This window comes from Peribacillus kribbensis DSM 17871 (assembly GCF_000430765.1).
GTDB classification, from domain to species: Bacteria; Bacillota; Bacilli; order Bacillales; family DSM-1321; genus Paraperibacillus; species Paraperibacillus kribbensis.
Window position 1 is genome coordinate 17,097 of record NZ_AUMQ01000016.1, and the last position, 24,188, is coordinate 41,284.

At 43.2% G+C, this 24,188-nt stretch carries 19 protein-coding genes; all 19 read right to left on the minus strand.

What is annotated here, in order from left to right; genetic code table 11:
• Positions 1-29: 29 nt before the first annotated feature.
• Positions 30-1,208 (minus strand): iron-containing alcohol dehydrogenase, encoded by a 1,179-nt coding sequence (locus H539_RS0100100; RefSeq protein ID WP_051348358.1) that lies wholly within the window; start codon positions 1,206-1,208, stop codon positions 30-32.
• A 15-nt stretch (positions 1,209-1,223) separates the two neighbouring features.
• On the minus strand, positions 1,224-2,690 hold the full coding sequence (locus tag H539_RS0100105; RefSeq protein WP_051348359.1) for an aldehyde dehydrogenase family protein: 1,467 nt from the start codon (positions 2,688-2,690) through the stop codon (positions 1,224-1,226).
• 64 nt (positions 2,691-2,754) lie between these two features.
• Positions 2,755-4,098: an MFS transporter gene (locus H539_RS0100110; RefSeq protein ID WP_051348360.1), complete on the minus strand. Its 1,344-nt coding sequence runs from the start codon at positions 4,096-4,098 to the stop codon at positions 2,755-2,757.
• 124 nt (positions 4,099-4,222) lie between these two features.
• Positions 4,223-5,011 carry an enoyl-CoA hydratase/isomerase family protein gene (locus H539_RS0100115; protein WP_026691822.1) on the minus strand — a complete coding sequence of 263 codons (789 nt, stop codon included), beginning with the start codon at positions 5,009-5,011 and terminating at the stop codon, positions 4,223-4,225.
• A gap of 18 nt (positions 5,012-5,029) precedes the next feature.
• Positions 5,030-6,589: an AMP-binding protein gene (locus H539_RS0100120; RefSeq protein ID WP_026691823.1), complete on the minus strand. Its 1,560-nt coding sequence runs from the start codon at positions 6,587-6,589 to the stop codon at positions 5,030-5,032.
• A 15-nt stretch (positions 6,590-6,604) separates the two neighbouring features.
• Positions 6,605-7,087, minus strand: a complete 483-nt coding sequence (locus H539_RS0100125) for a (2Fe-2S)-binding protein (protein ID WP_026691824.1) — start codon at positions 7,085-7,087, stop codon at positions 6,605-6,607.
• Positions 7,087-7,962, minus strand: coding sequence for an FAD binding domain-containing protein (locus H539_RS0100130; RefSeq protein WP_026691825.1), 876 nt, complete (start codon positions 7,960-7,962; stop codon positions 7,087-7,089). The genes H539_RS0100125 and H539_RS0100130 overlap by 1 nt, the downstream gene beginning before the upstream one ends.
• A 20-nt stretch (positions 7,963-7,982) precedes the next feature.
• Positions 7,983-8,432, minus strand: coding sequence for an SRPBCC family protein (locus H539_RS0100135; protein WP_026691826.1), 450 nt, complete (start codon positions 8,430-8,432; stop codon positions 7,983-7,985).
• A gap of 4 nt (positions 8,433-8,436) precedes the next feature.
• Positions 8,437-10,860, minus strand: coding sequence for a xanthine dehydrogenase family protein molybdopterin-binding subunit (locus H539_RS0100140; RefSeq protein WP_026691827.1), 2,424 nt, complete (start codon positions 10,858-10,860; stop codon positions 8,437-8,439).
• Positions 10,861-11,475: an NTP transferase domain-containing protein gene (locus H539_RS0100145; RefSeq protein WP_026691828.1), complete on the minus strand. Its 615-nt coding sequence runs from the start codon at positions 11,473-11,475 to the stop codon at positions 10,861-10,863.
• Positions 11,463-12,581 carry an XdhC family protein gene (locus H539_RS27345; RefSeq protein ID WP_051348362.1) on the minus strand — a complete coding sequence of 373 codons (1,119 nt, stop codon included), beginning with the start codon at positions 12,579-12,581 and terminating at the stop codon, positions 11,463-11,465. Before H539_RS27345 ends, H539_RS0100145 begins: the two co-directional genes overlap by 13 nt.
• 15 nt (positions 12,582-12,596) lie before the next feature.
• Complete coding sequence (locus H539_RS0100155; protein WP_026691829.1) at positions 12,597-13,370, minus strand: helix-turn-helix domain-containing protein; 774 nt, start codon at positions 13,368-13,370, stop codon at positions 12,597-12,599.
• A 608-nt stretch (positions 13,371-13,978) separates the two neighbouring features.
• Positions 13,979-14,557 (minus strand): cell wall hydrolase, encoded by a 579-nt coding sequence (locus tag H539_RS29915; RefSeq protein WP_051348363.1) that lies wholly within the window; start codon positions 14,555-14,557, stop codon positions 13,979-13,981.
• Between the two features lie 203 nt (positions 14,558-14,760).
• Positions 14,761-15,435, minus strand: a complete 675-nt coding sequence (locus H539_RS29920; protein WP_051348364.1) for a hypothetical protein — start codon at positions 15,433-15,435, stop codon at positions 14,761-14,763.
• Positions 15,436-15,659: 224 nt separating this feature from the next.
• On the minus strand, positions 15,660-17,294 hold the full coding sequence (locus tag H539_RS0100170; RefSeq protein ID WP_026691830.1) for a thiamine pyrophosphate-binding protein: 1,635 nt from the start codon (positions 17,292-17,294) through the stop codon (positions 15,660-15,662).
• 14 nt (positions 17,295-17,308) lie between these two features.
• The gene (locus H539_RS0100175; protein WP_026691831.1) at positions 17,309-20,098 is read right to left on the minus strand and encodes a bifunctional diguanylate cyclase/phosphodiesterase; all 2,790 of its coding nucleotides are present in this window, start codon (positions 20,096-20,098) and stop codon (positions 17,309-17,311) included.
• 629 nt (positions 20,099-20,727) lie between these two features.
• The gene (locus H539_RS29925; RefSeq protein WP_051348365.1) at positions 20,728-21,714 is read right to left on the minus strand and encodes a 3,4-dihydroxy-2-butanone-4-phosphate synthase; all 987 of its coding nucleotides are present in this window, start codon (positions 21,712-21,714) and stop codon (positions 20,728-20,730) included.
• 60 nt (positions 21,715-21,774) lie between these two features.
• Positions 21,775-22,680 (minus strand): hydroxymethylglutaryl-CoA lyase, encoded by a 906-nt coding sequence (locus tag H539_RS0100190; RefSeq protein ID WP_026691832.1) that lies wholly within the window; start codon positions 22,678-22,680, stop codon positions 21,775-21,777.
• 276 nt (positions 22,681-22,956) lie between these two features.
• Positions 22,957-24,186, minus strand: coding sequence for a CaiB/BaiF CoA transferase family protein (locus H539_RS0100200; protein WP_026691833.1), 1,230 nt, complete (start codon positions 24,184-24,186; stop codon positions 22,957-22,959).
• Positions 24,187-24,188 lie beyond the last annotated feature (2 nt).

Here is a 24,188-nt window from a genome sequence, read left to right on the forward strand (position 1 = left end):
TCCATTCCTCCTATAATGATTTGGAGAATTCAATACACACGATGTAACAGCTCAAGCACTTCTGATTCGGAAGCTCTGCGCGGATTGAATTTCATCATCCCGCTTTGAAAGGAATCCCGTGCAATGTCAGCCAGTTTTTCTTCGGGGACATTCATATCTCTCAGCCGGGTTGGAAGACCAATGTCTTTAACCAGATCACCGACAGCGTGAGAAGCTTGTTCTGCCAGCTGCCTTTCATCCTCTGCCTTTACTCCCAGTATTTTAGCAATCTCAGCAGCCTGATCAGGACACTCGGACGAGTTAAATTCCACCACATGCGGAAGCAATAAACCGATCGCGACTCCATGCGGAACATGACAATGGCCTGACAGCGCACTTCCAATGGCATGGGCCAGACCAAGAAACCCATTGTTAAAAGCCATTCCAGCAAGCAGACTTCCATGAGACATTCCACACCTGGCCTCTTTATCTTCCCCGTTAGCTACCGATTGGCGAAGGTGGTTTCCTACTATGTTTATTGCCTCTAAAGACAGAGCTCTAGATGCAGATGTGGACCTCAATGAGAAATAGGATTCAATTCCGTGTGCCAGTGCATCGATCCCTGATGCCGCTGTCATCTTCCGAGGTAATCTCATCGTAAGCTCAGGATCAACCAGCGCAATGGTAGGCGCCATATACTGGCTGGTAACGGTCACCTTCACATTTTTCACCCAGTCGGAATAGACTCCAAAAATGGTTACTTCACTTCCAGTTCCTGACGTAGTCGGTACAGCAATCAACGGAATCTGAGGTGCTTTACCGATCTTATCAACACCTGCAAAGTCGCCAATGCTTCCGCCATTACCCGCTACTACCCGGATTCCTTTTGCCGTATCGATGGCACTTCCACCGCCGACTGCCACGATGCAGTCATACTTGCCTGAGTTAAAAGCCTCCGCACCCAGATCGATGGTCTCCAGGCTAGGGTCGGGCTCAACCTCTAAGTAGGTTTTAAAATGTATATCCGACGTTTGTAAGGATTGTTCTAATTTTTGCAGGAGCCCGGCAGATGCGACTCCCTTATCACTGACCAAGAACACATTCCCCACACCTAATTTCAGAAGCCTCTCTCCAAGAAGAGAAGCTTTGCCAAACCCGAATTCAATCAAGGTCGGGAGATGAAAGGAGAATTCAACATCTATTGCTTTAGATGTGCCGCTTACACTCATACTCTTCCACCTTTCTTAATCCGTTTCGATGTGAACATGTTTCGTTTCGCAATATTCCATCAGTCCATCTATCCCTCTGGTTCGCCCTAAACCACTTTGCTTGTAGCCGCCAAATTCAGCTTCCGGAAAATTTTTATTGTACGTATTGATCCAGACAGTACCCGCCTTAATCCCCCGGGACATTTTCACTGCCCGATTCAAATCCGAGGTCCAGACACCTGCTGACAGCCCGAAGTCACTGTCATTCGCTATTTTCAGCGCTTCTTCATCTGACGAGAAAGTTTGGACCGCAAGGACAGGGCCGAATATCTCCTCTTTTACGACTCGGGAATCAGCAGGAAGTCCATCTATGATCGTCGGGCTGAAGAAGTATCCCTTATCATAGTCCCCTCCGGTCAATCGATAACCGCCTGTTATGATTCTGCCCTCCTCTTTGCCAATTTCACAATACTTCTCTACGATTTCCAGCTGGCTTTTTGAAGAAAGCGGTCCCATATCTGCACTTTCCAAAATCCCGTTTTCTACCCGGAGCCCTTCTGCATATTCCTTTAGCCGGGCTATTACTTCATCTTTGATCGATTCGTGTATTAACACTCTTGACCCAGCCATACAAATTTGTCCTGCGGAAATAAAAATAGACTTGCCAATGATCGGAATGGCTTTATCCAGATTTGCATCGGCAAATACAACATTTGGGGACTTGCCGCCAAGCTCGAGTGCAATTTTCTTAATGGTCTTTGCGCCCATTTCCATGATGGCTCTTCCAGTTGATGTATCCCCGGTAAAACTGATCATGTCAATTTTTTCGCTCATCGCCATTGCAGCCCCTATTGAGCTGCCAGGGCCTGTAATGATACTGGCAATCCCTTTTGGGAATTCAGGAACCTCATCGATCAATTTAAAGATTTCCACCGATATGGATGGAGTCAAACTTGCAGGTTTTACAATCACGCCATTACCAGCTGCAAGCGCAGGTGCAAGTTCCCGCACCATTAAAAGAGCCGGCCAGTTCCAGGGTGAGATGATTCCCACAACCCCGATGGGTTCTTTCACGATGACTCCAAGATTATTGGGCTCCAGTTGAATGGATCGTCCAAAAACAGTACGGGCCGCACCGGCAAAATATTTTAAGGTATCAATACAGCTGGATATCTCGACCCGGGACTCTCGAATGGTTTTCCCCTGCTCCAATGTCAAAATTCGTGACAGTTCATCCATTTTCTCTGTCATTTTTTGAGCCAAACCAGTCAGGGCTTCATAGCGGCGCTTTGGATTGACGGACCAATCACTCGTAACGTAATTTTGGTGCACAGAATCGATCGTTTCCCTCACATCGTGCAAGTTTGACTTTTGGGAATAGCTTACCAGCTCCCCCGTTGCAGGATTAAATGATTCAATCCTCTCATGCGACGAAGATTCAACCCAATTTCCTCCTATATAGTTGTAATAAACGGGGGTTTTTTGATCTACCACAGCAGTCATTTTTCTCCTCCTCCTAACTGGACTCCATAAATACGAAAGGAATGGGTTTTATTCCTCTACATAGCTAATTTAAGTTACCCTTGGTTTCTTTAATGACAGCGCTTCCAATTAGATAAAGCAGGAAAATACCGATAAAGAAATACATTAAAGTATGTGGAATATTTTTTACTGACCCACTTGCCAATGTTACAAAAGTAGGCATCATACCTCCCACGGCAAACCCCATATTCCAGGAAATTCCCGTACCGGTTGATCGAATGGAAGTGGGAAAACGCTCATTTAGAAAAATCAGAACAGGAGCATAAGCAGCATTCCCAAGGAATACTACGCACATGGTGTAGAAATAAATGGAAGGAGTAGTTGCTGCATCAGCTAATGAAAGGTAGAAGAATGGTAGCCCGATGATATTTACTACACCGATAGCAAGAAACGTCTTCTTTCTCCCGATTATTTCACTTAGATGTCCTACAAGAAGCGCAGAAATAATCGTTACAACGCTTGAAGCAATCAGGATTCCTGACTTCGTACCCGGCGATACATCATTAATGATGGTCAGGAAGGTAGGTATAAAACCTGCTGTGAGATAATAACCGGTGCCACCGCCAATTACAATCATCAAGTTTACCAATAAAACCTTAGAGTAGGTAGTGAACAAGGTCTTTACTGGCTTTTGTTCGATCGTATGACTCACAGCTTTACCTTTTTTCTCTTCCTGGAGCCCTTTCCATAGAGGTGACTCATCCAGGGTCCGGAAGACAAAGAGTCCAGCAATAGCTCCCAATATACCGGTGAAAAACATGACTCTCCATCCCCATTCACTAAATGCCTCACCAGGAAAAAAAGATGAAACGACCGTGAATGCGATAGAAGCGAACAACGCGCCTAGACCTGCTCCTCCTCCGCCTATCAGGCCGGACATTAAACCTCTTAATTTAGGAGGGGCAGATTCAGTTCCAATCGTATGACTTGAGGCAACCACACCTCCAACAAATATTCCCTGGCAGAGGCGCAGAACCAGGAAGATGATGGTCGCGAATACGCCAATTTGAGGTACAGTTGGCAATAGTCCAAAGACAGCGGTACTCACTCCGACACCGACTATGGCTACAGTCATCGCTTTTTTTCTTCCATTTTTGTCTGCATAAGATCCAAAAATAGCTGATCCGAGCGGCCTCATGAGCAATGTAACAGCAAAGGAAGCATAAACGGCAGCAAGCGATAGGGTTGGGTTGCTGCTCGGAAAAAATAAAGATCCAATGGTAGGGGTTACATATAATAGAATGAAAAGATCATAAAGGTCAAAGGACCACCCTAAAAGTGATGCCATAGTCGCTGATACAAGTTGACGGTTATTGCCCTTTTGAATGGGCACGTTTGCTACAACCTCTGAATGGATCGAGTTGGACATAAGTTCTTCCCTCCATACTTTTTTTTCAACGACCTAGAGACTAATGATGTTCTGTTAAAGCCCGTAACGGATAGTGTTTTATGATAATCCCCCACAGGCAGCGTGGGGGGTATCTGTCAAGTAGTTATTTACCAATAAAGTGTGGTTTCCGCTTTTCGACGAATGCATCTACTCCCTCTTTAAAATCATGAGTACTTCTCAGCATTCCATATGCCCTGCCCTCGATTTCTAATCCAGTGCTGAGCGGACCTTCTTCTGCTGCGTTTAATACTTCTTTACAAACTCGTTGGGCCAATGGTGAAAATCTTATCAGCTCCTCCGCGAGCTTTTGAACTTCTGATTCCAGATCCTCCTTCGCAACGACTTTTGTCAGCAGTCCCCATTGATATCCCTCCTCAGCAGGAATTCTTCTCGCTCTCATAATCATATCTTTGGCTCTCGTTAGTCCGACTGCTTTCGCCACGCGCTGAGTACCGCCGCTGCCTGGTATCATGCCTAGATTCATTTCTGGCAGACCCATAAGTGTGTCATCTGCAGCAATCCGGAAATCACATGCCATGGCGATTTCAAATCCAACTCCAAAGGTAAAGCCTTGAAGCTGAGCAATAACGGGTTTAGGAGAACGTTCTGGTGCTGCCACATTTATTCGTAAACGGGATAGTTCTTCTGGATGAGTTTCCATGAATTGCGGGATACTGCCCCCGGCACTGAAAGCTTTGTCTCCTTCCCCTTTAATAATGATAACCCTTACATTTTCATCCTTATTTAATTCATCGAAGATTTCCGAGAATTGTCCTCGGGCTGTCATACTGATATAATTCATTTTTTCGGGACGATCGAATACAATGGTAGCGATTTGTTTCTCCCTGTCTTTTTCAACTCTGATATGGTCATATTTTGTTGTAATTTCCATTTAGAATTCCCCTTTCGCTTATCCTACGATTTGATTTTTATTAAAATATAACTCAAATTCTCCATCCCTTATCTTTCGACGAAGAATCTTACCAACTGGGCTTTTTGGAATCTGTTTTAAGAACACATAGTTCCGGGGCCTTTTAAAATTGGAAATACTTGGATCGCTTTTGCAATATTCATCCAGCTCCTGAACAGTGATCGTTGGATCCGAGGGCACGATAAAGGCAGCTACGATTTGTCCCCAGCGGTCATCTTCTTCTCCGACAACGGCAACCTCTGAAACCTTAGGATGTTTGGAAAGAACATCTTCTACCTCAAGCGGATGAATATTCTCTCCTCCTGAGATAATCATGTCATCCACTCTTCCGACCACATACAAATCCCCGTCATCATCGATGACCCCGAGATCTCCCGTAAAATACCAGCCCTCACGTATGGCCTTTTGGGTCGCCTCTGGTTTATTCCAATATCCCTTAAACGCCTCATCCGAATTGAGATTTATGATGATTTCCCCAATTTCCCCTTTACCGATCTTATGATGCGGCAGTGAATTCCCCCCGGCATCGGGTTTAACAAGCCGCACACATTGGTGCAGGCCGGGTTTCCCAGCACAGCCTGGTTTCTTTTCGACATAAGGACAAATGGTAAACGTATAGATTTCCGTGCTTCCATAATGATTGACGAACACTTTAGGCTTTAATAACTTCATGCATCTTTCCGTAAGCGCGGTCGTCATTGAAGCCCCGGCATACCCAATTTTCTCAAGCTTGTCTAAAGGATAGCTTTCAAAATCATCATGGCTTAAGATGTCATGATAGAGAGTGGGAACCAGGTAAAGAGAGGTTATTTCTTCTTCGCTTAACAGTTCCAGAGCCTCCTTTGCATCGAAATCGGGCAGCACTACGTATTTCCCATTCAAAAAGGCGACTGCAAGCAAGGAACGCATCCCCATCGTATGATATAAGGGCATGGTACCTAATGTGCTCTCCCCATCGGTATATTGATTTTGAATGATATGGGCAATAGCGGCCGAGTATTCATTCTTATGGCTTCTTGGGACACCCTTTGGCAGGCCTGTTGTTCCTGAGGTATAAAGCATCAGAGCGATGTCTTCATCATAAATCATTGGTTTCTTAAAGCTGCCTGGACTTCGATCCACCAGCTCTTCGTAATAAATATCAGCACCCTCTGCGCCGCCTAATCCTATTAAAATGGGATTTCCTTCTAAGGATGCATTCAGGACAGCATCCTGGCTGGAGACTTCGTAGACGACCGCTCTTGCTTCTGCATCGTTCACACAATACTCTACTTCTTTAGCCGATAGTCTATGATTGATAGGGGTGTACACAGCGCCGAGCTTTTGAATCGCCCAATATATCACGACGTTTTCAAGTCTGTTTTTTAAGACAATGATTACCCGATCTTGCTGTTTAATCCCCATTCGCTGCAGGGACGCCGCGACCTTTGTGATTTCATTATTGAGATGGTTATACGTGTATCTCTTTTGTCCTTCTACTAGAGCAAGCCGGTTTGGATGCCTTTCTACCACAAAATCAAACATGGTTGATAAGTTCATAGATTCAACTCCCTTCTAAGAGATTGTCTCTTTATTTTCCTCAACGGTTTTTTGGATAGCTTTTAGAATTCCATCATAACCCGTGCACCTGCACAGATGTCCAGATAGCATTTCTTTCAATTCCCTGGTGGTTGGTTCAGGATGTTTCGATAGATAGTCAGTTGCAGACATGAGTATTCCCGGTGTGCAAAAACCACATTGCAATCCGTGGCACTCTTTAAAGTTCTTCTGCAGCGGCCCCAGCTCTCCATTTTGGCTAAGTCCTTCTACCGTCTCGATCTCAAGACCATCTGCCTGTACGGCAAACATTAAACAGCTTCGAACAGCCGCACCATCCACAATGACGGTGCAGGAACCGCATACACCATGCTCACACCCTACATGGGTCCCTGTAAGCCCACAGCCATCTCGGATGAAGTCACTTAAAAGGGTGCGTGATTCAACTCCTTCCACAACCGTTTTTCCATTGATCGTAAGTTTAACCTGGTGTACGCCCATCACATTGACCTCCTTGCCCGATTGTAAGCGGTTTGCAGGGTTCGTTTTGTCAATACGGTGGCGAGATGTCTTCGATATTCCGACGATGCATGAAGATCGGATTCTGGATCCACCGCTGATTTTACAATTTCCGCCACCTTATCCAGCAGCATTTCAGAAATCTTTTCTCCCGCCATGATTTGGTTTACCTCTTCCACTAAGAGGGGCACAGCTTCCACACCACCCAGGGCAAGCCTGACTCTGCTTATTTTATCCTGGTCATCTAAGCACAGCTGACAGGCAGAAGCAACCAAAGCAAAATCACCGTGCCTGCGGGATATTTCCTGAAAGGAATGACCGATCCTGCCTTCCCAGACTGGAATATGGACCTCCGTCAGAAGTTCAGTAGGCAGAAGGTCTGTCGTCAAATAGGTTACGAAGAAATCTTCCACCTTCACCTCTCTTGATTCGTCCTTAGAGGCGATCAGCACGGATCCGCCTGAAGCCATCAAAGAAAGGGGTATTTCTGCACTTGGATCTGCATGAACGAGGCTCCCCCCAAAGGTGCCCCTGTTTCTCGTCTGAACATGACCGATGAAAGGGACAGCTTCACTCAAAAGGCCGCATTTTTCCTTTATCTTTGCAGACGCTTCCACACGGCTTTGTCTCGTTAGAGTTCCAATTTTGATTTTTTCGTTATCCAGTTCGATAAAATCCAAATCGTTTAAATGATTGATATCGATTAAACAATCAGGTGTGGAGAGCCGCATATTCATTATGGGAACCAGGCTCTGCCCCCCAGCGATGATTTTTCCGTCAAACCCGGATTCATCGAGCAGAGAAAGTGCAGATTCAACTGTTGTAGGACGGTAATAATCAAATTTTGCTGGTTTCAAGTAGAATCCTCCCTTCTCGCTTACGCTTCAATTCGCTTTAACTCTCTGGCCAGTTTTTTGAAAAAGTCCTGAATGATTAATTTGGCCACTCCACCCAGCATACGCTGGCCAATCATGGCTACCTTTCCACCAACTTCTGCCTCATACGAATAGGCAAGCTCAGTTGAGGATTCATCAATAGGGGTAAGATCGATAATCCCGGTCGCTTCCACATTACCAGGCCCGCCTTCGCCTTTGACGATAAGCTTGTAATGCTTAGGTTCCTCAAGATCCGCAATCTCAATCGTAGATTCATATTTTCCTTTCACGGCTGCAATCCCTATCGAAAGCTCGGCATTATAGGTATTTTCCGAAACTAATACGAGCTTCTTACAGCCCATTATGCATTTTTCTAAGACATGCGGGTCGAGTAATATTTCCCATGACTTTTCAATTCCCGCATCTAATTTTAATGTTCCTTGTCCATTCATATCCTCACCTCTTTAATGTATTGGCAGCCTTTTGTTCAGAAAGTAATTTCCAAATTTTATTTGGGCTTAGTGGAAGTGAATCAATCGTTACGCCAAAGGGTTTCAATGCATCGCTTACCGCATTAGCAATTGCCACAGGAGCACTCATGGTATTTCCTTCACCCAGCCCTTTTGCTCCAAGTGGAGTAACCGGAGATGGAGTTTCAATATGCCTAATGGTAATATTCGGAATTTCCGGTGCAGTTGGACAGAGGTAATCCATAAAGGTGCCTGTTAAGAATTGACCTTTTTCATCATAGGCAAGTTCTTCGTAAAGCGCCCCGCCTAGTCCATGGACCAGCCCTCCATATATCTGCCCGTCCACAATTAAGGGATTCAACAATTTACCTGCATCATGGATTGTAATATAGTCCAGGATTTCCACTTGACCTGTCTCTGGATCTATTTCTACTGTGACCATATCCGCAACAAATCCATAGGTGATAGAAGAATTTATTAAATCATTCTGATCCGGTGGTTCAGCTATTTTTGCGGTGTAATAGTACGTTTCATAGATTCCGGGTTCCATTCCCTCAGGAAGGGACAAAGGGTTCCAATGCGCTGATCCAGCTGCTCTTTTCAATGGCCACCTTATGGAAGAATCACTTTTTGATAGGATGGCAGCATTCTCAAAGTAAAGGTCCTCTTCAGGTACCTGGAGATGATGAGCACCTATTTGTAATAATTTCTTCTTTACTTTCTGAGCGGCCAGATAAACAGCACTTGAACCAAGTGATGCAAAACGGCTGGAATAGCTTCCAGAAGCAATGGACCACGGACTTGTAGATGTGTCGAGTTCAGCTACTACATTAATTTGTTCCTTCGGAATCTGAAGCACATCCGCTACGATTTGGGCGGTCACCGTCTCATGGCCCTGGCCTGTCGGCGCCGTACTGATTCTGACATTTACAAATCCCATAGGATCCATGGAAACGGTCGCTGCTTCGGTACAGCCGGACTTCGGCAGAGACGCGGCCCGTTCATCAGGGGTTAAGGCAATGGTAATGTACCCCATATTTGAGCCTGAAGGTTCTACAATGCAAGCGAGCCCTACCCCAAAAATCCTGCCCTTACCTCTGGCTTCTTCCTGCTTTTTCCTGAATTCCTTGTACCGGCCGGTATCCAGCGCCAGTTGAAGCGCCCTCTCGTAATCCCCGCTGTCATAAATTCCGCCTGATGCCGTCTGGTAGGGAAATTGACGGGTCTTTATCAAATTCTTTTGGATGACATCTACGGGATCTAAATGTAGTTTAAACGCTATCATTTGCATAATCCGTTCCAATGGAAAGTAGAGTTCCTGGCCTCCATATCCCCTAATCAATCCTGTCGGCAATTTATTTGTCATCACTACATACCCATCGATCTTCAGGTTAGGAATATCATATGCACCGGTGGTATTTGCATGGGTCCGGTAAAGGCATGCTGGTTCTGGTGCACGAATATAGGCGCCGACATTATCCATCATCTTCATCTTAAGGCCAAGAACTTTCCCATCCTCATTCACCGCAGCTTCGATATAGGTCACCCGGTCTGTTCCACTGGAGCTTGCTGACAAATGTTCCTGTCTGTCTTCAATCCATTTGACAGGGCATCCGGCGATCCGGCTGGCAACGGCTAATAAAACCATATACGGAAAGGTACCTGCCTTAATTCCATAACTTCCGCCGATGTCTTTTGGAATAATGATTCTAAGCCGATTACTAGGGATTTTTAAAGCTCCTGCCATAACGGACTGAATGATAAACGGTCCGTGAAAGTTGGCATGAATGGTATATCGGTCTGAACTATTTTCATATTGTGCAATGATCCCATACGTTTCCACAGGAGTAGCCGAATATTTTGGAAAATGGAATTTATGTTTGACGATTAGGTCGGCCTCATTAAATGCACGGTCGACATCTCCATAATGAAAGGAACGATGGTTTGCGATATTGGAACCAACATTCTCATGCAGCAAAGGCGCATCTTGGTCCATCGTCTTTTCTATATCAACTATTGGCTGCAGCGGCTCGTATTTTACTCTTACCAATTCGGCTGCATCTTCAGCTACATACCTGTCTTTTGCCACGATGACGGCAACTGGTTCTCCCACATACCTTACTTTATCTATGGCAATGGGATAATAGTTAACAGGTGCACTGACACCGACACTAAAGGGATTCAGGTAGGCTTCGATTTCTCTGCCAGTTATAACTCCTTTAACCCCAGGCACCAATAAGGCTTCCGACACATCGATGGACTTTATGATGGCGTGGGGGTACGTACTGCGCACTATTGCTGCATGAGCTGTATTTGGGGGTACGCCAATATCATCAATATACGTCCCTTGCCCTGTTAGCAATCTTGCATCTTCTACTCGGGTTACCGAGCTGCCAATAACATTCTTCATCTAACAGACCTCCTCCCGAAGTAATTTTTGGTAGTCTACATCTGTGTCAATATCAGAAGCCATGCTTGTTTCCATATTTGAATAGTAAACCTGGCGTTTATACTTATTGATAATGGATTTACCGCCTTCATCACCATCTACAAAGTAAAATTCAGGAAACAGACGCCTATCAAATAAAACCGGGTGTCCTTTTTGATTTTTATAGCTTGACTGAACGATCAATGGTGCATCCTTCTGTGCAGAGTAATCTTCGATCACTTTGTTAATTTCATGTAATGTTATTAACGGCATATCACCGAGCAAGAACATGACCCCCGCAGTATCGGCCGGTACCGAGAGTAATCCTGACTTTATGGAAGCTGAAAGTCCCTTTGAAGCCTGTTCATTTAAGATGACCTTATCGATACCTGGTAAATAAGCTTCCTTTACCAATTCAGGGATCTGAGGATTTACTACGACCGAGATTCCGGACAACTTCGAGTTTAGGCTCTGCTCCATCACATGGCCCAATATGGATTTGCCTTTATAGGGAAGTAATAGCTTTGCGGTTCCCATTCGTCTGGAAAATCCCGCCGCAAGAATAATTCCCCAAATCTTTTTTGTTACGATATCGATAGGACTTCACGCTCCTTCTCAACACCAAAAAGTGCACCCTTTACTTCGCTCAATCTGCGGCCAGTCCCGCCACGGTAAGCAGCCATTATTTCGGCTGCCATACTTAACGCAATTTCTTCTGGGGTTTTCGAACCCAAATCCAGACCAATCGGGCTATGAATCACATGCAGACCCGGGCATGTTCCAGGAGTCATAGTGGTTCCAATCAATTGATCTGTTCTTTTTCTCGGCCCTAGCACGCCTATATATGCAGGTGCCATTTTTAAAATGCGCTCTAATATGGCTTGGTCTTGCAGAAAGTTGTGTGTCATTAGGATGATATATGAGTTTTGGTTGATTTCGATTTCCGGAATCTCTCCCGAAGGATAGACGATCAGCCGATCCGCTTCGGGGAAATTCTTTTTATTAGCAAACGCTGCTCTATAATCTAATACTGTGATATGCCAATTCAATGTTTTCGCTATTTTCACTAACGGAATGGCGTCAGGGCCGGCACCAAAGATGATTAGATTAGGGGGTGGTTCAGTAAACTCATAGAAAACCAGAAGCTTGGAATTGCCCGCAATAGTGGCAAGGCTATTCTTTTTTGTTTGTCTTCTGCTCTGGTAGTCCTGCAGGATTTCCTGGAATGGAAGTGCGGGCAATTCCTTAGCTGCAGGTTCAACCATCCAAGATGTTCCAAGCAGCGATGTGTCGTTACACTCCACTATGGTGATTCTGTGGATGGGTTTCGTTTGAGCAGCTAAAAAAAAGGATTCTATTATATTTGCCCTGCTTTTGTTTTCTTCAGGAACATAAGGCTCCAAAAAAACATTGAGTTTTCCGTTGCAGCCTAAGCCTAATCCCCACACAATATCCCCATCATCCTGAAAATCATAATGAACAATCCTTGGAAGCCCCGACGCCAGTATGTCATGTACGTACTCCTGTAAGTCCCCTTCTACACAGCCCCCGCTTAAAAGGCCTGTTAAGACTCCATCTTCACTAATAAAGCATTTGGCCCCGGTTTTTTGATAGGTTGATCCTTCTGTCGAAATAATAGTCCCAACAACGCCTCTTAAACCGTTACGTTTACATCTTTGTAACTCCTTGTAAATGGAGTTCATCTTTTCACCTCCCTTTCAGCTTGTAATTGTCACACTAGGATCCAAATGAAATTGTTCCCGGTACTCTGTGGGCGTTTTTCCCACTAATTTTTTGAAGGCAGTGGCAAAATAACTGGAATTGGCAAAGCCTGTATTATTGGCAATTACTTCAACTGGAAGTGAAGACAAACGAAGCATCCCCTTGGCTTTTTGAACTCTTACAAACATTACATACTCAACAAAGGTCATTCCCGTTTCTTCCTTAAATAACCTGCTAAAATAAGATGGGCTAAGGTATACCCTATTAGAGATGGCTTTTAGCGTTAAAGATTCTCCATAGTTCATTTGTATATATTGGATAGCACTGTCGATCGGATTCTTTAAATCTGTTACAAACTCTCCCGACGAATGATTAATCCCATAATGAACCTGAGAGCTGATTTCTGGCGCAAGGACCCTGTCAAACGTTTCTATTAGTTCATTTTTTGAAACCGGTTTCAATAAATAAGAAGAAAAACCAGAGTTCATTGCCTTTTGTACTAATTCAAACATTTTCAACTGAGTGAGAACGATAATGGGTAAAGTAGGATACAATTGGAGAGCTGTCCGGCCAAATTGAATCCCATCCATATCAGGTAAAGATAAGTCCATAATTAGGGCACTTGGCTGATTTTGCTTAAGAAGCAGCGATCCTCGTTGAACGGTACTTGCTTCATAAATGGATAGAAAATGATATTTACTTTCCCTTATTTTGCAGCTTACCTCTTGCCTCGCCATTTGGTCATTATCAACAATAAGCAATTCAGCCAATCATTCTCTCCTCCTAACAAAATCTTAATAAACATAGATTGACAGCGGTTTCATTTTTTTATTTTATCTTTTTTAAATTTATCTCACTTTTTAAAATTTTCTAATTAATTTTATCCTATTTGATATATCTTTTCATTGGTTTTAAATTTTTGCTATATCACTTTTAAATATTTCCTATTATCCCTTTTAACTAAAAAAATCGATTCTTTCGTGCTTCTGTCTCAGCTGGGATAAGGTAATACTGATTTAAGGGTTTACTATGGGGAGAAAAGAGAAGAACTTGTAAATATTAAGTTTAGAAGTGAATGCATTTGCGGTGGATGTACGGCTTCGAGATACGCCCTCACTCCTCGGGCCTGTAGAATGTAGTTTTTGTAAAATAGGTAAAAAAGATGAAAATAATAATCAAATACAAACAATGATACAGTCATTGTTCTAGAAATACGAGCCACGCTACAGCAATCCTTAGTGGTTCGAAGCCGTATTTATATAGGTATAAAAAATAGCCCATCCAAAAATTAGACGGGCTCTACATAGAGAGTATCGAGTGTTTCTATATAATATATCCTGTTCCTTATTTTATCCTTAAGTTGAAATGGTTTTATTTATCAGGAGGTGAAAAGATGATTTCCTATTCTCTTTTCAACCGGCCTAGAATGCATGAATCCATCATTTGTAGCATCGGGATTAAAGAAATATAATGCGGTGGTAATCTTTGAATTGCTATAAAGAGCTTCATTCACTGCCTTTTTGGCATCCTGTCCGGCCGGCTTATTAATCTGTCCGTTTGAAACTGGCTGGAACTGCTTCTTCTGGTAAATGACTTCCTTTACTGTATCCGGGAATTGGCCGCTCTGGACACGGTTAATCACCACTTCCGCTACAGCCACTTTGCCTTTATAGGGTTCCCCTTTAGCTTCTGCTTGCACAAGGCGTTCAAGAAGCTTTTTTTCTGGCACGGATAGTTTGATTTCTGGTCCTTTGGGTGCAGCTTTTTTAGGGGCAGCGGCCTTCTTTTTTTCTGCCGCATTACGAGGTGTATGTTTTGAAGCTTCTCTTTTCTTTTGGTCAACTGCCATTACTGTTTTTTCCTGACTCGAGGAGTTCCCTCTAAATGAACCTGGGATCGTCAGCGTGAGTAATAAGGCCGTTACAAGAAATAGAGCAGCGCTTTGCTTTATTCTCATCGTTCGTCTCCCTTGCATAAGATTTACTCCATACATGCTAACATGAGAGCACTGCTCAAATCACCCCCAAATTCTTACCATGGAAATGCGTCTACTTTTTTCCTGTGATATGTAATAGGTATCATTGTCATAATAAAAGCCAACGGTGAAAAATCACCATTGGCTTGTCTATAGTATACAGAACGTTACATAAGACTCATGCATTAAAGGGATTTTATTGTATCTAAGAGGATTCCCATCGTCTTCCCTTTAAATGCGTCAGGAACGGTTTCATCATTTGGATCTTCATAATAGCAGCTTCCGTCTTCCTTGTATTGGTAACCAAGATCGAAAAGCTTTTCCTTTAGTGATTGAGGAATTGTGTTAGAACCTGTCTCTGTAGTAAAGGCAGCAGTTGGATAGATTTTTGCATCCTTATCATTTTTTCCGGTCCACACAACAAATAAATCGTTATCATTCCTTAGAATCCACTGCCCTTTAGAATATAAAGAAATACGGCCGTTCTCCAAGGAGGAAATCCCATCGAGATTGATGCCAAAGATATCATTAATGACCTTCCTGATTTCTGGCCCCGTTAGCTTATTCTGTCTTGATCTCAAAAACAAATCCATGGCTTCTGCTTTTTTCATAGCCATGATTTTCTGATCGATCTCGGTTTTATTAGACCCCGTCCCTATTTCTTTAAGGATGCCTTCCATGATCTCTTCAGGGTATTTCAAGACCACACTTCCGTGATATTCTGAAGAAATTCTGTCTAAATCAATCTCAAAAATATCTTTGACCACTCTGGTAATATCGCTTCCTGATGGACTTGCGGGTAAGCGGCAATCCATTCTATTCACTTTTGCCGTTGTCCGATCATTTTCATTTGATTTCATAAAAAGTGCAGCTCCTCGGCTATTTAATTCTAGGCTCTGTTATCATTTATTAGTAAGCGGAGAATTACGCTTAACTTGCTCTAGTTAAGACCAAACCCATGGATTTAGATCACATAAGCGGAAAAACTCCCTTTATTTTTAAGGGAATATGCATATTTCTTATTTAAACGGATTTTTCTGCTTATTTTTCAAACACCGTGAATCAGAGCCTCGTTCTCTAAGAGTTACTTCCCAAAAGACGAAAGAAACTTGACTCTGTCTCCCATCGGGGGAACATTATTATCCACTAAGGCAATTTCAATAAGAGCAGGGCCTTCATTAGTCTGCAGAGGGGCAAGAAGGTCCATGTTAATATCTTTGAGACTTTCCACTCTGGCAGATGGTATGCCCATTGATCTGGCCATGTCTGAAATATTCACCGGGTTTTGTTCAAACCTTGCATGTGACCGCTTATACTGAAGGTTATGTCCATGGTACACCATTCCAAGTCTGGCGTTATTAATCACAATAAATAAAATCGGCAGATTATATTCTTTTGCGGTAATCAATTCCATGCCGTGCATAAAGAAACAGCCATCGCCTGTAATAGAGACTACCGGACGTTCGGGGTCCGCAAGCTTAGAACCAAGTGCAGCACTGATTCCGCTTCCCATCGCCCCAAAATGAACGTTTATATCAAACGTATCTTGTTCGAAGACTTTCATATAGTGAATGACATAGGACATAAATTCCCCGATATCAACCGTATAGCGGGTTGTCGAAGGCAGGTATTCCTGCAGCTTGAAAAGGATATTTTGGGTGTTAAACTCCTGATTAACCTTAACCTCTTCGCTTGGTTTAAGCGTGAATGAGCTTTGCTTTCTTCCGAGCTCGTTTAATTCATTAGTCAGCATTTCCAGACTTAGAGAGATGTCCCCTAAAACTGGGATGTCGGTGTGATATCTGCGGTGAAAAACACTTTCATCGAAATCAAGCTGAATAATAGACCGGTTATCGGACAGCTTGCTGCTATAATTGCTTGTGGCTGTTTCGCCGAGGCTTGAGCCGACAACCAGGATTGTCTCGCCCGAACCATTGTTGATGAGGTCAGAAGCCGGCTCTTGAGCTGCAAAGCCAAACACACCCGCATTCAATGGGTGGTCTGAAGGAATGCTTCCCTTAGCCTGGGGAGTGGTGATGATCGGCCATCCAAGCATGTCAGCCAGCTGCAGCAGCTGATCCTGTGAGCCCCTTATGCCCTGGCCGGCCAAAATAAACCCATCTTTAGAGTCATGTAGCTTTTTAGCGGCCTTCTTTATTGTGCTGGTCTCCGGTACGAGCGGCACCCTTTTTGGATAAGGAGGGATTTCCGTTTCCGGAATGCTTTCAAGCTGAACATCGATCGGCATGGCAACATGAACCGGTCCTGGAACCCCGGACAGCGCAATTTCCACCGCTTTGGCTACTTCTTTCACCAATTCCTTCCCTTCCCGAACGGTCACACTATATTTCGTGATGGATCTAAACACAGGTTCAGCATCCAGCTCCTGTGATGCATTTAAACCTTCTGTACTTACCGGTACAGCACCTGTTAGAAAGAGTACGGGCAGATGCTCCCTCATAGCGTTCGCTGCCCCTGTCACTAGATTCGTACCCCCAGGCCCGCTGCTTCCGATGCACACTCCCAGAGAGTTCTTATATTTCGCGTAGGAGGCTGCCATGTAAGAAGCCGCGCCTTCATGTTTGGTGATAATGGGCATGATATCAGGCATATCATATAATTCATCAAAGAACGCATTCACCGAACCGGCAGGAATGCCAAATATGTATTCAACCCCGCCGCCCTGGAGAAATTGCAGAACTGGTCTTACCGCTTTCATTTATAGTTCCTCCTCTATACATTTAGAAAATACTTAGCCTCAATTTCGCTGGCCGCGATTGGACGGCTGAAGTAATAGCCCTGCATGTAGTAACAGTGATTGTTTAGTAAAAAGCGGATTTGCTCCTCCGATTCTACTCCTTCTGCAATCACGTCGAGATGTAAATTACGGGCAAGAGCAATGATGGTATTGGTAATGGCCGCATTATTGGGATCGCAGATGATGTCCCGGACAAAGGTCTGGTCAATCTTTAACGTATCTATCGGGAAATTCTTCAGATAACCAAGCGAAGAATATCCTGTCCCAAAGTCATCAATGGAAATCCGAATGCCCAATTCCTTTAATTTTTTCATGATGCACAGTGTAGCGTCTGTATTATGGATGATGGCATTTTCTGTAAGTTCCAATTCCAGGTGTTTGGGTGACAGATGGGTCTCGTCTAATGTTGTTTTTACCGTTTCGATCAATTCTCTTCTATTAAATTGCTGGGCTGAAATATTAACGGAAACCTTTTCAATCGGGAATCCTGCATTCAGCCATTTTTTCATTTGGGTACAGGCTTCACCAAGAATCCACTTTCCTATTGGGAAGATCAACCCCGTTTCCTCGGCGATCGGGATGAACTCCCCTGGCGAAATCATTCCTTTTGCCGGATGGTCCCATCTTATCAGCGCCTCCACCCCAACGATTTTATTGGCAACCGCATCGATCTGAGGCTGGTAGTACAGACAGAATTCATCATTCTCTAAAGCCCGGTATAAGTCGTTTTCCAGCTTAACACTCTCAAGGGTCCGGAATTCCATTCCCTGCTTGTAAAACTCCAGATTTCCCCCAAACGATTCCTTAGCCTTATACATAGAGGTATCCGCGTTCTTGAGCAATGTGTCTGCATGATTTCCATCACGAGGAAAAAGACTGACTCCGATGCTCGTATTGATAAATACCTCAATCCCATTCAAATCGATTGAATGCGAGAAATCCTCAATTATTCTATTAGCCAGACTTCTAACCTCTTCTTCATCCTGAATATTGGGAATCAGCACCGTAAACTCATCCCCGCCCTGCCTTGAGACCGTGCAGTCGTCTGGAATAATTCTTTGAAGCCTTATCGCTACTTCCTGCAGGAGGAGATCGCCCACACTATGGCCTAAGGTATCATTAATATTTTTAAATCGGTCTAAATCCAAAAACATGACCGCAAGCTGTTCGTTATGCTTTGAAGCAGCTGTTAATGCCTGGTTCAGTCGGTCTTGAAAAAGCACCCTGTTTGGAAGCCCGGTTAAACTGTCGTAATACGCATGATACCTGATCTCCTCTTCCATTTGCTTTCGATGCGTAATATCCTTGAAGGTAACCACATATCCAACATTTCGGTTATTCTCTTTGATCGTAGAAGAGAAAAATTCAACCGGGAACTTGGTTCCGTCCCTTTTCATGAAGAATTCGTCGGTCATCTGTTTGTTTTTAGGAATGAAAAACGTTTTCTTCCCATCCTTACTGCCCTTTAATTTTCCATAAATCCCGCTGAATGGCCGGCCGATCAAATCATTTTTATCGCTGTAACCCAGCATGGTAACAGCAGCAGGATTACAAAAGGTGAAATTCCCATTCAAATCCAGGCCGAAGATCCCTTCACCTGCTGAGTTTAAGATTAATTCATTTTCACGGCTTAGACGGCGGAGCTTCTGCACGACCTTTTCCAGCTCGACATTTTTCTTTTTTAATTCAGACGTTCTTTCCTGTATAATCAGCTCCTGCTTTTCGAAAAAAAGGTGATTAGAGAGAGCCAGAGCTGTCATGTCCACTACGGACTGAGCGAGCTGCCTGTCCGCTTTCGTATATTTGCTGTCACTCTCATTAAAGTTTGCCACAGGTATTGTCCCGAGCACCTTCCCCATTGCATTGAGCGGCATAATATAAAGACCTTGTATCTCAAACGTCCGGCACAATTCATGATCAGGTCTTGGATCTGAATAAACATCAGGCACATATATGGCTTCCCTTGTCCTAATTACCTCCTGGACAAGAGGATCGTTATTATGATCGAAGCTATTATCTCCATGCGTTTTCTTCCAATCCTCGACGGACCAGCTGCTGGTTTTGCTTAAGCTTGCCGGTTTGATTTTCCTCTCCGCAATGGGATCCAAAATATGAGCTGCAGCGTTAGGATTATTCAACACCCTGCCGACATAGGAGAAACAGGTTTCCAGCACCTCCTGCATGGTCGAGCATAGCGAGAGGTCCCGATTCACATCCAAAAGCAATTGCTTTTCTTTGATTAAATTCTCTTTTCTCGTAATGGTATTTGCGTTACTTATGGCAACAGCGGCCATATTCACATAAGCCTCGACTGACTGAATTTCGGATTGTGTGAGATTCATAGGAATTCCATAGTCGAATAAATAAACCAATCCATATATGGAGTCTTCTTTTACAATCGGAACGCATAATAACGATTTTATTTGAAACGCCCGGATCGGACCTGGATCAGGCCGGTCATCCTGCGCCGTGTCCGGTATATAAATCGCTTTTCTGGTTTCCAGTGCCTCTTTTGCCAGCTGATCCTCCTTGGGATCAATCACAAGCATGTCCAATGTGATTCCATTCATCTCGTCTGGTTTCCCAACATATCCTCTGTAGGTTCCATTTTCCTGGGGCAGATAAATGCCTACCGAATCACACCGCATAATCTCTTCTGAGATGGCCAGTACGACGTGTTCTAACACATTCTTTAATTCCAGCTTTGAATTCATCAATTGGGTTATCTTAGCCAGCCTGGAATAGCGCGTTTGATCTTCTTGCATACATTCCTCCTATTGTAATGATTATAGATTCATAGAGAAATCCACTTCAGGCATTCCAGACAAAATACGTCTTAGCGAAACCTTATTATACCAAAAATGCCATTAATTTCGACAAAGGTCTACATTTAAAAGAATTTCATCTTGGATTTGATTCAAATTCCCCACAATTCATCATATTTTTTTCAATCTTTTTAAGGGATGAGTGAGTATACCCCTTCCCTTTATCTATTAAAATCTTTTATATTACTTTTCTACCTTTGAATGAGAACATGAAATTTTTACCTATTTGTGGTTTTCCTTTGTTTTATAAAACTCACCAAAATACGAAATTCTATGTTTCACCTGGTTATTAACCATCCTCAGCTGCTAAATAATTGTAGATAGATCCATGTACATAAATACCTATGTAGAGCCCTGACGAATAGGTGAGATAAAAATAATCATAAAAAACCCCGCTCCAAGTTGAGGCAGGGTTTTATCATTTATAAATATAATACGGAGTCATTCCCTCTAACTTAATCACCTCGATGGTTCCAGATATTACTCTTCCTGATTCTTTTCGGAAAGGAAATGCAGGCTGATCCGGTCAATCAGATATAAGGTGCTGATGTCCAAGCCAACAATCAGGATCACCCAATTTTAACCGTTTGCTGCAATTCAAACCTATGTTTAGCCGTTTGTATATCTGTTTCTATCTGCTGAACCAGCTGGTTTAGTGAATTAAATTTTTTCTCTTCCCTTATAAAAAATTTAACCTCGACGTTGATTTTCTCTCCATAAATATCATTATAAAAATCTAAGAGATGAATTTCATAAGTTTTTTTCAAATTATTTTTAATAGTGGGTTTCACCCCTGCATTCATGACACCAAAGTAGGATGAACCACACCAATTCACTATTACACCATAAACACCATTTCTTAAGGAATCAGATGGAGTGGACAACTCCAGGTTTGCTGTAGGGAATCCAAGCTTGCTTCCAAGCTTTTGTCCATGAATAACCTGCCCGTCTATGGTACAAATGGGATCCTTATAGAGGGATTTAAAAACTTCCGTGATATTAATAGAAGGAATACCAAACTCATGTGAAATTTCTGCAACATCTTGATCAGCAGCGATTCCTCCTTCTTTATTAAGAATCTCACATAAATAAGTAGTATCTGAAAAACTTGAAGATATTTTTGCTAAGTCCGCCGATGCTTCAACAACACCCATATAATCCAGCATTCCATAATCAGAGTATACAAGTGGGAATACATGGCCAGGTCTTCTAAAATCTTCAGGTTTTGAATCTTCATTAGCAACAGCTTTTATCGTAATAGCGCGTTCAAATGCGGATATTCCGGTTGTAGTGGTATGGTGATCAATAGAAATAGCGAAATTTTTACTTGGATTCATCTTCCCAGTCATGAGGGGCAAGTCGAGCTGTTTTGCTTTCCGATTGTTTAAACAAACATACACTAGCCCCTTCCCAATCTTCGCCATAAGGTTAACATGCTGCCCAGTCACTGTCTCAGCTAACCCCATTAAATAACTTGTTTGGGTATCCGCATCATCAACCAAGATTGCCAGCTTCCCTTTTTTTAAATGCTCTTTCACTTCTCCAAGTTTGCCCATTTAGACCCCTCCTGGTTGATCGTATAGCTTGATTTTTTCAAAATAGAAAATTCCCTTGTTTTAAACACAGGAGTGTTCAAGGATCATATTGTAGTGGCTCATCAAATTTCGATTGGACATTTCTCTAACCAAATTTAAGCTGAATCGCAGTGCTTCCATGTCGATGCCTGTTTCTATCCCTAATTCATTCATCATAAATACTACATCCTCCGTAGCCACATTTCCCGCCGCACCCGGTGCAAATGGGCACCCGCCTAAACCTCCAATGGAAGCATCGAACCGTGTTACTCCTGATTGGAGGGCAGCTAACACATTGGCCTGGCCCATTCCGTAAGTATCGTGAAAATGGCCTGTAATCATTGCATCTGGCTGAATCTCCAAAATGCTTTTAAACAGCGAGTACACTTGTTTAGGATTTGCCCGGCCGATGGTGTCACATAAAACGATTTCATCTACATCTAAACGATTAATTTTTTTAACCATATCTAAAACCAGTTTGTCATCCACCATTCCTTCGAACGGACACCAAAATGCGGTAGCAATATTGTATCTGACAAACATATTTTGTGCTCTGGCTTTTAAAACAACTTTTTCCAATTGGTTGATTGATTCTTCTCTAGTCATTTTTACATTTTTCAGATTAAAACTGTTGCTGGCTCCTACTACAAGAGAAACTGCCTGCACTCCCTGTTCTACTGCCCTATCAAATCCCTTTTCGTTGGGTAAAAGGGCCATATATTGAATGTTAGGATCCTGTACAATACCCTGAAGGACTTCTTTTGCATCCTTCATTTGAGGTACATAGGCTGGATGAACAAAAGATGTTGCTTCCATTCTCTTAATTCCTGTCTTATTTAACGCATTTATAAGGGCAATTTTGTGATCAGTTGGAATAAACTCTGACTCGTTTTGAAGACCGTCCCTTGGCCCGACCTCGATTATTTCAGCCTTTTTTGGTAGATTCACTGATTTTCTCCTTTTTAACTAAGTAATCTTTTTGCTAAGTATGGTTCAAGCCCTCCGAGTTCCACCATCTCAATTAAATGCTCCGGTAACTTTGTTCCCTTGTATTCATCAGTTTGAGTATGGTTGATGATTCTGCCTTCTAACAATCTCTCCAGCCCGTACTTCGGCCCTTCCAGAGGCCCTGGCCAGGATCTTTTCAGACATCGTCATCCCCATATCCCAATAATCCCTCCTTTATTCACAGACTGCCTTACTTATATCGATGTGTTCAAGCATTTAACTTTTAACATTCGTTTCTTTTATGTCTCCAATTATTCCCTTTTCAATAAAAGAATGGAGTTCTTTCTGCTCCAATTTCAGGGTGTTTACTAGGATTTCCTCATTATGCTGTCCCAGTCTGGGTCCAGCCCAGTCTATGCCGCCCGGTGTTTCGCTTAACTTTGGAACAATTCCCGGGACCTTTAGCTTCCCAATTCCATCTACCCATACTTCTTCAATCATTTGCCGTGCATGATAATGAGGATCAGCCACAATATCCTCAATGGAATAAATGGACCCTGCAGGTACCTTTGCTTCATCAAGCCTTCTTACCGCCTCTGCAAGATTAAGTTTTTTTGTCCATTGCTCGATCGTTAAATCCAAGAATTCCGCATGCTCCGAACGAGCTGCATTGTTCTGAAATCTGGGATCAACTGCAAATTCCGGATGTCCGATAACTTCCATCAGACGCTTAAATATTCCATCGCCGTTCGCACCGATAACAATATATTTTCCATCTTTACATTCATACGTATTGGAAGGTGTAATTCCGGGTAAGGTACTCCCCGTCCGTTCTCTTATCACCCCTGTCCTGTCATATTCGGGAAGCATGCTTTCCATAAAACTAAAAACAGATTCATATAAAGCAACATCAACAATCTGTCCTTGTCCAGTGCCTTTTAAATCCCGATGATAAACGGCCATCAAAGCACCGATGACAGCGTAAAGGGAGGAAATAGAATCCCCTATACTGATCCCTACCCTTGTTGGCGGGCGGTCAGGATAACCTGTAAGGTACCGTAACCCTCCCATTGCTTCTCCAATGGAACCAAATCCGGCTTTATCCCTGTAAGGTCCATCTTGGCCATACCCGCTAATACGGACCATAATCAGTGCCGGATTGATTTCTTTAAGTTGTTCATAGCCAATTCCCCATTTTTCCAACGTTCCGGGACGAAAGTTTTCGATGATAATGTCGACTTCCAACGCTAACCTTTTGATGATTTCCTGACCCTCTGCCTGCTTCAAATCGAGGGTAATGGATTTTTTATTTCGTGCCTGCACATACCACCACAAACTTGTTCCATCTTCCACTACTCTCCATTTACGAATAGGGTCGCCTTCAGTTGGATTTTCTACTTTGATTACCTCTGCTCCAAATTCGGCAAAAAGCCTTCCTGCTGAAGGACCAGCAATTAATTGACCCATTTCCAATACCTTTAGCCCTGTTAACGGTTTTTGCTTCATAT

Bases quoted from the DNA above. Each gene is read 5' to 3' on its own strand.
- H539_RS0100100 (WP_051348358.1), bottom strand. From the start codon at position 1,208: ATGAGTGTAAGCGGCACATCTAAAGCAATAGATGTTGAATTCTCCTTT.
- H539_RS0100105 (WP_051348359.1), bottom strand. From the start codon at position 2,690: ATGACTGCTGTGGTAGATCAAAAAACCCCCGTTTATTACAACTATATA.
- H539_RS0100110 (WP_051348360.1), bottom strand. From the start codon at position 4,098: ATGTCCAACTCGATCCATTCAGAGGTTGTAGCAAACGTGCCCATTCAA.
- H539_RS0100115 (WP_026691822.1), bottom strand. From the start codon at position 5,011: ATGGAAATTACAACAAAATATGACCATATCAGAGTTGAAAAAGACAGG.
- H539_RS0100120 (WP_026691823.1), bottom strand. From the start codon at position 6,589: ATGAACTTATCAACCATGTTTGATTTTGTGGTAGAAAGGCATCCAAAC.
- H539_RS0100125 (WP_026691824.1), bottom strand. From the start codon at position 7,087: ATGGGCGTACACCAGGTTAAACTTACGATCAATGGAAAAACGGTTGTG.
- H539_RS0100135 (WP_026691826.1), bottom strand. From the start codon at position 8,432: ATGAATGGACAAGGAACATTAAAATTAGATGCGGGAATTGAAAAGTCA.
- H539_RS0100140 (WP_026691827.1), bottom strand. From the start codon at position 10,860: ATGAAGAATGTTATTGGCAGCTCGGTAACCCGAGTAGAAGATGCAAGA.
- H539_RS27345 (WP_051348362.1), bottom strand. From the start codon at position 12,581: ATGAACTCCATTTACAAGGAGTTACAAAGATGTAAACGTAACGGTTTA.
- H539_RS29915 (WP_051348363.1), bottom strand. From the start codon at position 14,557: ATGAGAATAAAGCAAAGCGCTGCTCTATTTCTTGTAACGGCCTTATTA.
- H539_RS29920 (WP_051348364.1), bottom strand. From the start codon at position 15,435: ATGAAATCAAATGAAAATGATCGGACAACGGCAAAAGTGAATAGAATG.
- H539_RS0100170 (WP_026691830.1), bottom strand. From the start codon at position 17,294: ATGAAAGCGGTAAGACCAGTTCTGCAATTTCTCCAGGGCGGCGGGGTT.
- H539_RS0100175 (WP_026691831.1), bottom strand. From the start codon at position 20,098: ATGCAAGAAGATCAAACGCGCTATTCCAGGCTGGCTAAGATAACCCAA.
- H539_RS29925 (WP_051348365.1), bottom strand. From the start codon at position 21,714: ATGGGCAAACTTGGAGAAGTGAAAGAGCATTTAAAAAAAGGGAAGCTG.
- H539_RS0100200 (WP_026691833.1), bottom strand. From the start codon at position 24,186: ATGAAGCAAAAACCGTTAACAGGGCTAAAGGTATTGGAAATGGGTCAA.